Raw genomic sequence first — 12,719 nt, 5'->3', positions numbered from 1 at the left:
CGCTCCCACACGGATATCACTGCCCTCAGGCCTTGTGATGCCCCTGTGGGAGCGGGCGAGCCCGCGAATGGGCCCTAACTTTGTTACGCAATCGGTAAAACACCGTTGCATCTAAGACTAAGGTCGTCTGGTTGCCGTCCAACAGCCGCATAAAGTAAGGGCGTGGGTTTCACCCCTACCTGTGCTGCTAGGACAAAAACAATGAACGACAGCATTTACCTCTCGATACAAAACAGCCCCCGCTTCAAGGAGCTGGTCACCAAACGCGAACGGTTCGCCTGGATTCTCTCGGCGATCATGCTCGGCCTGTACTGCGCTTTCATCCTCCTGATCGCCTACGGTCCTCATCTGCTGGGCGCCAAGCTAAGCCCTGAGTCGTCGATTACCTGGGGCATTCCCCTGGGCGTCGGCCTGATCGTTTCGGCATTCGTCCTGACCGCCATCTACGTACGCCGCGCCAACGGCGAATTCGATGAGCTGAACAAGGCCATCCTCAAGGAGGCGCAACAATGATTCGCCACGCCAAAGCCCTGGCTGTACTGGCCTGCGGAGCCTTCGCACCCGCCGTGTGGGCAGCCGATGCCCTGACCGGCGAGGTGCAGAAACAGCCGCTGAACGTTGCCGCGATCGCTATGTTCGTGGCTTTTGTCGCCTTCACCCTCGGTATCACCTACTGGGCCTCCAAACGCAACAAGTCGGCGGCGGACTACTACGCTGCCGGTGGCAAGATCACCGGCTTCCAGAATGGCCTGGCGATCGCCGGCGACTACATGTCGGCTGCCTCCTTCCTGGGTATTTCCGCACTGGTTTTCACCTCTGGCTACGACGGCCTGATCTACTCGATCGGCTTTTTGGTAGGCTGGCCGATCATCCTCTTCCTGATCGCCGAACGCCTGCGTAACCTGGGCAAGTACACCTTTGCCGACGTGGCCTCGTATCGCCTCGGGCAGAAGGAAATCCGTACCCTGTCGGCCTCCGGTTCGCTGGTGGTGGTGGCGTTCTACCTGATCGCGCAGATGGTCGGTGCCGGCAAGCTGATCGAACTGCTGTTCGGCCTGGACTACCACGTTGCGGTGATCCTGGTGGGTATCCTGATGTGCCTGTATGTGCTGTTCGGCGGCATGCTGGCCACCACCTGGGTACAGATCATCAAGGCCGTGCTGCTGCTGTCCGGTGCCAGCTTCATGGCGCTGATGGTGATGAAGCACGTAGGCTTCGATTTCAACACCCTGTTCTCCGAAGCGATCAAGGTGCACAGCAAGGGCGAGGCGATCATGAGCCCGGGCGGCCTGGTCAAGGACCCGATCTCGGCCTTCTCGCTGGGCCTGGCACTGATGTTCGGTACCGCCGGCCTGCCACACATCCTGATGCGCTTCTTCACCGTCAGTGATGCCAAGGAAGCGCGCAAGAGCGTGCTCTACGCCACCGGCTTCATCGGCTACTTCTACATCCTGACCTTCATCATCGGCTTCGGCGCGATCCTGCTGGTCAGCACCAACCCGGACTTCAAGGACGCCGCCGGCGCCCTGTTGGGCGGCAACAACATGGCAGCGGTGCACCTGGCCGATGCCGTGGGTGGCAGCATCTTCCTCGGCTTCATTTCGGCAGTGGCATTCGCCACCATCCTGGCAGTGGTTGCCGGCCTGACTCTGGCCGGTGCCTCGGCGGTGTCCCACGACCTGTACGCCAGCGTATGGCGCAAGGGCAAGGCCAACGACAAGGACGAGATCCGCGTGTCGAAGATCACCACCATCGCCCTGGGCGTGCTGGCGATCGGCCTGGGTATCCTGTTCGAGAAGCAGAACATCGCCTTCATGGTCGGCCTGGCGTTCTCCATCGCTGCCAGCTGCAACTTCCCGGTGCTGCTGCTTTCCATGTACTGGAAGAAACTGACCACCCGGGGCGCCATGATTGGCGGCTGGCTGGGCCTGGTAAGTGCGGTAACGCTGATGATCCTCGGCCCGACCATCTGGGTGCAGATCCTCGGCCACGAGAAGCCGATCTACCCGTACGAGTACCCGGCGCTGTTCTCCATGGCCATCGCCTTCGTCAGCATCTGGTTCTTCTCGGTCACCGACAAGTCCAAGGCTGCCGACGACGAGCGTGCACTGTTCTACCCGCAGTTCGTGCGTTCGCAGACTGGCCTGGGTGCCAGCGGGGCGGTTTCCCACTGATGCAGTAGCAATAACGCGCTGAAATGCATAACGCCCCGCTAGCCGGGGCGTTATGCATTCTGGGGTTGCTCCCGGCAATACTGGCAAACTGCATCCCTTGGGAAATTTCCTAAATCCGCTCGGAACGGTCCTAACTTCCAATCGCCAGCGTTCACGAATAATCGCCACCACTGATCGGGCAGTCGCCCGTCAGCCAGTGATTCCCTCAAGGAGATTTGATCGTGAAACGTATGCTGCTTGCCCTCCCTCTGGCCATGCTGTTTGCCGGTGCCGCCCACGCCTTGGACCCGATCGAAAAGCAAGTGCAAGTCACTGCCCAAGTGCCGACCGATGCGTTCTTCGTCGAGCCGGTCGGCGGCAATTGGATGAACGACCCGCAAGAACTGGGCTGGAACCCCAATCAGGCCAAGCTCGACCCGGTCCGCAAGGAGCTGCAGGTCAAGAGCACCGTTGGCGCTATCAACGCTTACCTGGTTTCGCCCGCAGTCATTGCCAGCGGTTCCCACAACATTGGCCTGGATGTGAAGGTTGGCGGCACCGTGTTGCAGACCACCCCAGCCGAAGTGGTCAGCGCCACCCAAGCCGCACCGGGGGCGATCATTGGCTTCGAAATTGCAGCCCACCCAGCCCCCGCGGCGGGTTATGAGCCAGGCAACTACCAAGGCCTGGTGAGCATGATCTTCGAAACTGGCACGCCTTGATTCACCCCCCCCCATCGTTCATCCGCTGTTGCCTGTTCCTGCCCTCGGCGCTTGCCGCGGGGCGGGCAGGTATTGCCCGCAAGCGACGCCCATGACCCTACAATTTCCCCTTTCCGCGCTGTACCTGAGCTTGCCGTTGGCAGCCTGCCTGGCCGCAGTGCCAGTTACGGGCCACGCTGCGACCGCGGCGCTGGGTGGCATCGAAGGCCTGCCCAGTGAGTTCGAAGCGCACTTCTATGAAGTGCCGTTGGCCGTGAGGGTAGACCTGGACGGCCGCTATCTGGGTGATGCCATGGTCGTGCTCAGCCGGGATCAGCGCGTGCAACTGCTGGAATTCACCGAAACCGTCGACAGCCGTGAGCCAGAAAGCCTTAGGCGGCGCTGGCGCGAACGCCTGGTCGAAGGGCGCCCGCTGGGTGATTGCCAGGCTGACTGCCCAGATGGCCTGCGCGCAGTGCACTACAGCCTGGCCAATTCGCAGTTGTCACTGCTTACCGACCAGGTCGAAGCGTCAACGGCAGACGAGCGTTATCACCGGCTTCCCGAACAGGGCAGCTATGGCCTGCTGGTGCGTAACCAACTCAACCTGGTCAATGATGGCCGGGTCACCAGCGGCCGCTATGCATTGCAAGGGCAGGGCAGCCTGGGTAACTGGACGACCCTGGCCGATGGCCAGCTTGACCGTGGCAGCGACAGCCAACAGGGCACGCGCTACCGGGTTGATCAGTTGTACGGTGAGCGACTGGTGCAGGACCACTTTTATCGCCTGGGCTATTTCACCCCCAGTGCCCAAGGCCTGACCCGCCAACCACGGCTGATGGGTGCCAGCCCCGATACCACCCTGGGCCTGATGTTCGGCAGCAGCGACAGCCTGGCCACCGACAATGGCGCGCCCAGCGCGACGCCCATCTATGTCACGCCCAACCGCCCGGCCGTGGCAGAAATCTACCGCAACGGCGTACTGATCAATAGCCAGCCGGTGCAGCCCGGCCTGCAGACGCTGGACAGCAAAGTGTTGCCCGGTGGCATCTACGAAGTGGAAATCCGCCTGGTCGAGGACGGCCAGGTGACCTCGCGCAGCCAGGCATTCATCTACAAACCCGGCAACTGGCGCAGCACCGATGCCCCCTGGCGCTACAACCTGTACCTGGGGCGGCAGAGCAGCCTGTTGAGCAACTGGCAGCGTGACGCAGATGACAGCCTGGCGGCAGGCGTGCTGGCCAATTACCTGGTGCACCCACGGGCTATCCTTGGCGTCTCGGCGCAGCGCATCGACCAGACCCTGCAATACGGCACGTCGCTGGACTGGGATGTGCGCGACCGTTTCAAACTGTACGGCAACCTGTTCCAGGCCCAGGGCTACGGCAACGGCTACGACCTGCAAATGATCCACGCCGGTGAAAACAGCTCATTGGTGGCCAGCCAGAGCAGCACCTGGCTGACCCGCCCCGAGTCACTGCGTGATGACCGTCAGCCGAGCCGCTGGCAGGCGCGGCAAACCCAGACGTCGGTGTCTTACAACCATCGCCTCGACCCGCGCAATACCGCCAGCGTGCGTGTGTCCCACAGCAGTGGGGCCAGCGCCGGTACGGGGGTGGATTTGGGCTGGTCGTACTTCGGCCAGTTACTGGGGTCGCAGACCAACTGGCGCCTGTCGCTGTTCGACCGACCAGGCAACGCGGGTACCGGTGAGGCCCGCAGCCGCGGGGTCAACCTGAGCCTGAGCATGAGCCTGGGTGGCACGAGTGGGCGGCGCCTGTCGGCCAGCGTCGGCAGCCGTACAGCGCGCGATGGCGGGCGTGACCTCAATGCCGCGGTGGCCTATCAGCAGGACGTCGACCTGGGCCCGTTGCGTAGCGTTGGCCTGACCGCCAGCGCCGACCGCTATGGCGCCGGCCTGGGTGGCGACACGCAGTTCGAGAGCCAGCAGCTGCACGGTGATGCCTATTTCCAGCGGTCTTCCTACAACGGTGAGTTCAGCGGCGGCCTCAACCTGGAAAGCATGCTGGCTGTCGGGGCTGGCAAGGCGGCCGTGAGTGGCCAGTACCTGCCGCACCAGGCTGGGCTTATCGTCGATGTCGAAACCGATATCCAAGGTTTGAAACTACGCGCTGACGACCGCCATGGCGGTGCTGCCAATCTGCGGCCTGGGCGCAACCTGGTCCCGGTGGCCGCCTACAAGGCCGGCAATGTGCAATTCGACCTTGAAGGCGCGCAAGCCACCGCCGCGGTGATTCAGCCTTCCAGTGTGGACTACCACCTGAACCGTGGCGGCATTGGCTACCGGCAGCTGCGGGTATTGCGCACGCTGACTGTCATCGGCCGCCTGCTCGACAGCCAGGGTCGTCCGCTGCGGGGCGCGCAGGTGATCAACCACGCCAGTCGCAGTGTCAGTGAGGCCGATGGGTTCTTTGCGGTGGAAATGAGCGAGTCCACACCCAGCCTGGAAGTGCGTCAGCAAGGGCAGGTCGTATGCCTGCTGACGCTGAATCTTACGCAGCTGGTACGTGAAGACGATGTGCTGTTGGCCGGCGACCAGCGTTGCACGCCGGCAAGCCTGGCCAAAGCTGCTGATAACGGGGGTGAGCCTGTTGAGAGCTAGCTCAGGGTCAGTAACAGAGCCGCCTTACCGTCGTTGCAGACGGCTCCTACATATCCTGCGATTGCTCCCGGTTTACGGTATGCCAATCGCTGCACTTATCCAAGGAATCTTCAAACGTGAATATCCATCGTCTGCTTGCCCTGGCCTTTCTGGTTACCCCGCTGGCAGCCATTGGGGCGCCCGAGCTTAACGTCGGCGCGTTGTACGATTACCTGGATTCCGGCAAAAGCACCTTGCTCAAGCGGGTGCGCAATAGCGGTGATACCACGGCGTTCGTCAAGGTGAGTGTCGCTGAGCTGGTGTACGACAGCGATGGCAATGCCCGCGAGGTCGACACTGAAGGCCTGCCGCTGGAGCAGCGCGGCCTGGTGGCCAGCCCGGCGCGGCTGATCGTGCCGGCGCAGGGCATGCAGGCGGTGCGCCTGGTGTACCGGGGGCAGCGCGATACAGAGCGCTATTTCCGCTTGCGCTTCGTCCCGGTCCTGCCCGAACTGGGTGATGGGTTTGCCGTGGACGAGGGAGAGGCCGAGCGGTACCGCGATAGCCTGAAGGTTGGGGTCAACTTACTGGCCGGCTACGGCACGTTGCTGTTCGTTCGGCCTGGCGAAACCCGGTTCCAGACGCCAGTGCAGCGCAAGGGCGGTAGCCTTACGGTCAGCAACGAGGGCAATGCCACTGTCGTGCTGGATCAGTTCCGGCAGTGCCAGGCGGCTGGCGTGGCCTGCGAGACTGCCACCAAACATCATGTGTTGCCGGGGCGGACACGGCAATTCGAAGGGCAGGCGGCCAAGGTTCATCAGTTTGAGTTGCATGAAGGCGAAGCGCGCAAGCGCATGGTGGTGGAAGGATGAGCAGCAGCACAGGGCGCTTGGCCCGCATCCGTCACTTGCGCGCCGGGCTGGTCGCAGGTTTGCTGGCATTCGCTCCCTTGGCCAGCGCGCTGGAGGTGACGCTTTCGGCGCAATACCGTGGCGGTGGGTCGGGGCGCTTCGAAAACACCACGCCGCCTGCTGATTTTTGCAGGGTCTGGGCTGGCCTGTGCGCCAGTGCCGGCACCGTGAGCCTGCCAATCACCTACCAGAAGACAAGCATCAACCGTGCCCCCGACCTGCGTGATCGATATTTCGTGAAACTGCCGGGGCGTCGTGAAGTAGAGGTACGCCACCAACAGACGGGCGAGCCCAGGCAGATGACCTTCGAGGTGCGCTCCATCAGCCAGGAAGCTGTGTTGGGTAGCCCTCACAACCCGCTTAACGGCGGCTTCACAGAGGGTTGTCGCGGCATGAACTCCGTCGGCAACCAAAGCCGCTTCAGATACCACACCTCGTTGGTCAACCCGCAGAGCCCGACCCCTTGCGTGATCAGCTACTCATGGGTGCCGGATGATCTTGTAGATACCACGACGGTACTGGACACGGGCATTTCCTTCGAGCTGGACATTCCCCCGCCTTATCGCCTGCGCGCCGGTATGTACCGCGGCAGCCTCACTTACACCATAGGCCCTGGGGGCGACTTTGATTTCGGCAACAATGTCACCGGCCTGAGCGGCGATACGTTGGTGATCAACTTCGAACTGGATGTGCAGCACGCTTTCATCTTCGAGTTCCCGCCTGGCTCGGAGCGCGCCGTGCTTGAGCCCAAGGGTGGCTGGCAGGCCTGGCTGGGCGGTGGCCAGCCCCCCGGGCTCATCTACCGTGACCTGCCGTTCCGGCTATGGTCAACCGGCCCATTCAAAGCCTACAAGTTGTGCCAGCACTACACGGCAGGTACGTGCGGTATCCGTAACGACGCCAGCCATGAAGTGCCTGTGAACGTGGCCATTACCTTGCCCGGAGGTATCGAGCACCAGGGCCGGCCGGTTCAGCAACTGGCGTTGCCGAGCGGGCAGGCGGCTGCGTTAGCGTTCGAATCGGCGATGCCCACGCTCAATCGCCCTGGCCAGTTGCGTTTCCAGGTGGAGCGCAACGACGTGCAGGCCATGCTCCGATACCCTGGCGCCACCTATGCCGGCCAGGTCACCGTCGTTTTCGACGCTGAGCTTTAGCCCACCGCCATGATGCGCGAGGTTAACCTATGTACAAAGTCGTGGTGGTTGACGACCATCCGTTCATCCGGGCCACCGTGTGCATGCTGCTGCGCAAGGAGCGGCTCGATGTCGTCGGCCAGGCAGACAATGGTATTGACGCGGTGCGGCTGGCGCGTGAGTTGGCGCCGGACCTGGTCATCCTCGATATCGCCATGCCCGGGCTCGATGGCCTTGAGGTAATCGCCCGCATCAAGGCCATGACGCAGCCGCCCAAGGTTCTGGTGCTGACGTCGCAATTGCCCGAGGCCTATTCGCTACGCTGCATGCAGGCCGGTGCAATGGGCTTCGTGGCCAAGACCGATGAGCTGGACGAACTTGGCAAGGCGGTGCGCGCAACGTTGTCGGGTTATACCTACTTCCCTGAAGTGGTGCTGAGTTCGGTGCACAAGCAGGACCTCAAGTTCACAGACGCGCAATGCATCGCCTCACTGACCGACCGTGAGCTGATGATTTTGCAGCAGCTCGCCCGCGGGCTGAGCAACAAGGCAATCGGCGAAGCCATGCTGCTGAGCAACAAGACCATCAGCACCTACAAAACCCGGCTGATGGAAAAACTGCGGGTCAACTCTCTGATCGACCTGGCGGACTTCGCCCGTCGCAATGCGCTCATCTAGTCGCTACCCGTGCCAATCCGCGTCCTGCTGCTGTGGCTGCTGTATTGCCTGAACCCGCTACCCGCTTTCTGCGCACCGCAGCTCTACACTCGGGGCGTGGAAACGGGCCCTGCGCTGGCGCTGGCCCCCGCCGACCTGCGCTGGTTGTGGGAGAAGCGCCATCTGAACCTGGGGGTAGTCGGCCGCGACAACCCGCCCTTCGACATGCTCGGCACCGGCCACGCCTACGAAGGCATCAGCGCCGAGTACGCCAGTGTGCTGGCCGAGAAGCTAGGCCTGGAGGTCCGTCTGCGGCTGTTCGAGACCTACGACGCTGCCTTCTCGGCCCTGCGCAAGGGTAGTGTCGACCTGGTCAGCTCGGTAACAGCACAGCAGGCGCAGGAAGCCAAGCTGCGGCTGTCCAGCCCCTACATCGTTGACCAGCCATTGCTGCTGGCCAGTGAGCGGTTCGTCAGTGGTAACAGCGCAAGCCCGCGGCTGCTGGCGGTTGAGGGGTATCGACCGTTGGCCCTGCTTCAGCACACCTATCCCAACGCACGGATCCAGCTGCACCCCACCCCCTACAGCGCCTTGGCGGCGTTACAGCTTGGCGAAGCCGAGTTGTTTCTAGGCAATGCCCTGAGCAGCCGCTATCTGTTGGCCCGAGGGCAACTGCCAGGCCTGGAATGGGTCGATCAGCCCGATTTTCCAGCCCAGCCCTTGGGATTTGCCATGCTCGGGGACCGCGGCACATTACCCAGGTTGGTCGATGCCGTGCTGCAAGGCCTGACCGAACAGCAACATGCCCGCATTCGCGGACACTGGAGCCCACAGCCTGCCAGCCCGGTCAAACCCGGCCTGGTTGAACTGAGCGAAGCCCAGCAGCGCTGGATAGCGGAAAACCCCGTGGTCAAGGTGTTGCTCGGTGAGCACCAACTACCGTTGAGCTACCGCGATGAGCATGGCCAGTTGCGCGGCTTGAGCATGGACTTGCTGCAACGCATCAGCCGCCTCACTGGCTTGCACTTCGAAGTGCACGGGGGTACAGGCACACAGCACATGATCGAGCAAGTGCGCCAGGGCCAGGCCGAACTGATTGCCGGGCTTGGGTACAGCCCGGCACACGCCAGGCAACTGCGTTTCAGCCGCAGTTTTCTGAGCTTGCCGCTGGTGCTGGTAACGCGTAACGAGACGGTGGCCCCCAGCAGCCTGGCGCAGCTCGGCAGGCGGTCGCTGGCGCTGGTACGTGGCAGCGCCCAGGCGCAGACGCTGGCCAAGTCATACCCGGGTATCCGTCAGCGGCTCGTGCCTCATCCATTGGCTGCGCTGCAGGCGCTGGAGCAAGGCAAGGCAGGCGCCGCCGTGCTGCCACTGGACCAGGCATGCTCGCTGGTTGCACGTCACTTCCCCGGCAGGCTGCGTATCGCTGCCAGCCTGGCGTTGCCACCGGTGCACTTCGCCTTTGCCAGTAGCCATGGCGACGAAGAGCTGCTGGGTATTCTCGACAAAGCCTTGCTCGCGCTGCCCCCGGCAGAAATGGAGAGCATGCTGCGACGCTGGCGTAACCCGATGATCGTTGGCGACGGGCTATGGCGCCGTTATGGCGGGCGCATGCTGGCGGGCATCGCCTTGGCATGCAGCCTTCTGTTGCTGGCCCTGCTGTGGGTTCGCTACCTGCGGCGGATGCAGGTGCAATTGCATCGTGCAAAGCGCGAGGCCGAGGCGGCCAACCAGGCCAAGACGCAGTTTCTCGCGGCCATGAGCCATGAAATCCGCACGCCTCTGCATGCCGTGCTGGGCATGCTGGAGCTTGCCCGACGCAAGGCAGGGCAGGGCGAACTGGACCATCTGGCCATCGAAGTAGCGGCGGATGCCGCTATCGGGCTGCAGGAGTTGATCGGCGATGTACTCGACATCACACGCATCGAAACCGGCCAGTTGCAGCTGGCACTGGTGCCGGTGAGCCTGCGCGAGCAAGTCGCCCGGGTGGTTCAGTTGTTCGAGCAACAGGCACGCGGCAAGGGGCTGGCCCTGGACATGGTGTGCAAGGGGGCAGTGGAAAACTGGGTGATGCTGGACCCGGTGCGTTTCAAGCAGGTCCTGGCCAACCTGGTCAGCAATGCAATCAAGTTCACCGCGCAGGGCAAGGTCCTGGTCAGCCTGAATATGCAGGCTGCAGCCGGGCGGGCAAGTGTATTGCTCGAAGTCGCAGACACTGGCATAGGCATTGCCCAGGCCGAGCTGGAAAGCCTCGGGCAGCCTTTTCGCCAGGCCAGCAATCAGCGCCAGTCGCCACGCAGCAGTGCCGGGCTGGGGCTGGGGATCAGCCGCAGCTTGTGTGAAATGCTTGGCGGGCAATTACGCTTGCACAGCGTGCTGGGCCAAGGGACGCGGATTGAAATCCGCCTGGACCTGGCGCTGGCAGCGCGGCCGGTGCAGGCCAGGCCGGCAACGCCGCAGGGCAACCCTGCCAGGCTGGCTGCCCTGCGCGTGCTGGTGGTCGATGACTACCCGGCCAACCGCTTGCTACTCGCGCACCAGTTGGCGTTTCTCGGTCACCAGGTACAGGTTGCCGAAGATGGCGATCAAGCCTTGCGCCTCTGGTTGCAGCAAACGTTCGACGTCGTCATCAGCGATTGCAACATGCCCAGGCTTGGCGGTTTTGCCCTGGCCCGGGCAATCCGCGAACACGAACGCCGCCGGGCCAGGCCGCGCTGTCGGGTGGTGGGGCTCACCGCCAGTGCCCTGCAAGAGGAGCGCCGTCGCGCGGGGCTTGCGGGTATGGACCACTGCCTGTTCAAGCCGCTGAACCTGGATACCCTCATGCAAACGTTGCAAGCTTTCCAGTACGTCACCTGCGAGCCAGACGAACATTTGCCTGCCGTTGATCTTGCCCATTTGCGTAAGCTGGTATGCGATGACCGGGCTGTGCTGGTGGCACTGCTAGCCGATCTGGCCAGCAGTAACCTGGCGGATCTGGCGCAGCTCAGATACTCGAGCGACAACCCCTCGGCGCTCGTTGAAGTGGCGCACAGGGTGAAAGGCGGCGCACGCATTGTGCGGGCACAAGCGTTGGTCGCGTCATGTGAGCGGCTTGAAGCCCAGTGTATGCGACGGCCGGCGGATGCGTCACAGGTTCGCCAGGCAGCCAGAGCGCTGGAGGAGACCATGCTGCGCCTGGACCGCTGGCTTGCCAGCTACCTCGCGGAGCATGCCCCGCAGCGCGAAGGGGTACCGACCACACAGTCATGTCTGCCCATTCACTACCCTGATGAACCCTGCCAGCCCCCCAGGCCTTGATTAGACTCGCTGCACTACCTGCCAGAACAAGGCCAGCCACCATGCATAACCGCATCATGATCACCGGCGCCGGGTCCGGCCTCGGTCGCGAGATCGCCCTGCGCTGGGCGCGCGAGGGCTGGCGCCTGGCGCTGGCCGATGTCAACGAAAACGGCCTGCGCGAAACCCTGGAACTGGCCCGTGCCGCCGGCGGCGAAGGCTTCATCCAGCGCTGCGATGTGCGTGATTACAGCCAGCTCACTGCCCTGGCCCAGGCATGCACCGAGCAGTTCGGGGGCATCGACGTGATCGTCAACAACGCTGGCGTTGCGTCTGGCGGATTTTTTGCTGAACTGTCCCTGGAAGACTGGGACTGGCAGATCGCGGTCAACCTGATGGGCGTGGTCAAGGGCTGCAAGGCCTTTTTGCCGCTGCTGGAGCGCAGCAAGGGCCGGATCATCAATGTTGCATCGATGGCCGCACTGATGCAGGGCCCTGGCATGAGCAACTACAACGTCGCCAAGGCTGGCGTGCTGGCGCTTTCGGAAAGCCTGCTGGTGGAGTTACGCCAGCTGGAGGTGTCGGTGCACGTGGTGTGCCCGTCGTTCTTCCAGACCAACCTGCTGGACTCGTTTCGCGGACCGAACCCGGCGATGAAGGCGCAGGTGGGCAAGCTGCTGGAGGGTTCGCCGATCAGCGCCGCCGACATTGCCGGGTACATTCACCAGCAGGTCGCCGCGGGCGAGTTCCTGATTCTGCCCCACGAGGCCGGGCGCCAGGCTTGGCAGCTGAAATGCCAGGCGCCTGAGCGGCTGTATGACGAGATGGCCGATATGGCGGTGAAAATGCGCGCAAAGGCCCCTTCGCGATGAAGGGGCTGTAGAAGCACTGACCGGGGCAGGGTGGTGCAAGCCTGCGCCCGACAAGACCTAGGTCGCTGATGCGCTAAACCGCAGCACTCAAGAACGCCCCGACTGGCGGGGCGTTCTCATTTCAGCGGTCGCCTGAAGTGGCTGTCCGCATCGGTCATATCATCCCGAGCAACAGTAAGACCAGCAGAATCACCAATACCACGCCGATAATGCCGGACGGGCCATAGCCCCAGCTACGCGAGTGGGGGAAGACCGGTAAGCCACCGATCAGCAGCAGAATCAGGATGATGATAAGGATCGTGGTCATGGTGGAGTCCTTGCGTGGTTGAGGGGCAAGGGCCTCGAACTGCAGGCCTCTTGTTAAATCGGACCGGCGCCGCTTGCGAAAGATTCCATCGGTGTACCGCTTGTT

General features: G+C 63.0%; 10 protein-coding genes. 9 read left to right on the top strand and 1 reads right to left on the bottom strand.

The window, feature by feature from the left end; translation table 11 throughout:
* The first annotated feature begins 201 nt into the window (after window positions 1–201).
* From WF331_RS22385 to WF331_RS22345, 9 genes are all read left to right on the top strand, one after another.
* Window positions 202–513: a DUF485 domain-containing protein gene (locus WF331_RS22385; RefSeq protein WP_016501040.1), complete on the top strand. Its 312-nt coding sequence runs from the start codon at window positions 202–204 to the stop codon at window positions 511–513.
* Window positions 510–2,174, top strand: a complete 1,665-nt coding sequence (locus tag WF331_RS22380; RefSeq protein WP_016485333.1) for a cation acetate symporter — start codon at window positions 510–512, stop codon at window positions 2,172–2,174. Before WF331_RS22385 ends, WF331_RS22380 begins: the two co-directional genes overlap by 4 nt.
* 221 nt (window positions 2,175–2,395) lie before the next feature.
* A complete protein-coding gene (locus WF331_RS22375) occupies window positions 2,396–2,875 on the top strand; it encodes a CS1 type fimbrial major subunit (RefSeq protein WP_016501039.1) in 480 nt (159 codons plus the stop codon).
* 91 nt (window positions 2,876–2,966) lie between these two features.
* Window positions 2,967–5,477 (top strand): CS1-pili formation C-terminal domain-containing protein, encoded by a 2,511-nt coding sequence (locus WF331_RS22370; RefSeq protein WP_016501038.1) that lies wholly within the window; start codon window positions 2,967–2,969, stop codon window positions 5,475–5,477.
* Between the two features lie 116 nt (window positions 5,478–5,593).
* Complete coding sequence (locus tag WF331_RS22365) at window positions 5,594–6,328, top strand: molecular chaperone (RefSeq protein WP_284363343.1); 735 nt, start codon at window positions 5,594–5,596, stop codon at window positions 6,326–6,328.
* A complete protein-coding gene (locus tag WF331_RS22360; protein WP_114942783.1) occupies window positions 6,325–7,521 on the top strand; it encodes a hypothetical protein in 1,197 nt (398 codons plus the stop codon). Before WF331_RS22365 ends, WF331_RS22360 begins: the two co-directional genes overlap by 4 nt.
* Window positions 7,522–7,550: 29 nt before the next feature.
* Window positions 7,551–8,177 (top strand): response regulator transcription factor, encoded by a 627-nt coding sequence (locus WF331_RS22355; RefSeq protein ID WP_059395312.1) that lies wholly within the window; start codon window positions 7,551–7,553, stop codon window positions 8,175–8,177.
* Between the two features lie 9 nt (window positions 8,178–8,186).
* Complete coding sequence (locus tag WF331_RS22350) at window positions 8,187–11,456, top strand: transporter substrate-binding domain-containing protein (RefSeq protein ID WP_340623298.1); 3,270 nt, start codon at window positions 8,187–8,189, stop codon at window positions 11,454–11,456.
* A 41-nt stretch (window positions 11,457–11,497) separates the two neighbouring features.
* Window positions 11,498–12,307, top strand: a complete 810-nt coding sequence (locus WF331_RS22345) for an SDR family oxidoreductase (RefSeq protein ID WP_016501033.1) — start codon at window positions 11,498–11,500, stop codon at window positions 12,305–12,307.
* 154 nt (window positions 12,308–12,461) lie between these two features.
* Here WF331_RS22345 and WF331_RS22340 read toward each other — a convergent pair whose 3' ends face one another.
* Complete coding sequence (locus WF331_RS22340) at window positions 12,462–12,614, bottom strand: DUF3309 family protein (protein ID WP_003252624.1); 153 nt, start codon at window positions 12,612–12,614, stop codon at window positions 12,462–12,464.
* Window positions 12,615–12,719 lie beyond the last annotated feature (105 nt).

Source organism: Pseudomonas sp. YNh (assembly GCF_037993085.1).
Classification (GTDB): Bacteria; Pseudomonadota; Gammaproteobacteria; order Pseudomonadales; family Pseudomonadaceae; genus Aquipseudomonas; species Aquipseudomonas putida.
The sequence above is the reverse complement of the archived record's forward strand: the minus strand, read 5'-3'. Positions and strand labels throughout refer to the sequence as shown.

Coding starts and splice junctions, on each gene's coding strand:
- WF331_RS22385 (WP_016501040.1), top strand. CDS start 202: ATGAACGACAGCATTTACCTCTCGATACAAAACAGCCCCCGCTTCAAG.
- WF331_RS22380 (WP_016485333.1), top strand. CDS start 510: ATGATTCGCCACGCCAAAGCCCTGGCTGTACTGGCCTGCGGAGCCTTC.
- WF331_RS22370 (WP_016501038.1), top strand. CDS start 2,967: ATGACCCTACAATTTCCCCTTTCCGCGCTGTACCTGAGCTTGCCGTTG.
- WF331_RS22360 (WP_114942783.1), top strand. CDS start 6,325: ATGAGCAGCAGCACAGGGCGCTTGGCCCGCATCCGTCACTTGCGCGCC.
- WF331_RS22355 (WP_059395312.1), top strand. CDS start 7,551: ATGTACAAAGTCGTGGTGGTTGACGACCATCCGTTCATCCGGGCCACC.
- WF331_RS22345 (WP_016501033.1), top strand. CDS start 11,498: ATGCATAACCGCATCATGATCACCGGCGCCGGGTCCGGCCTCGGTCGC.
- WF331_RS22340 (WP_003252624.1), bottom strand. CDS start 12,614: ATGACCACGATCCTTATCATCATCCTGATTCTGCTGCTGATCGGTGGC.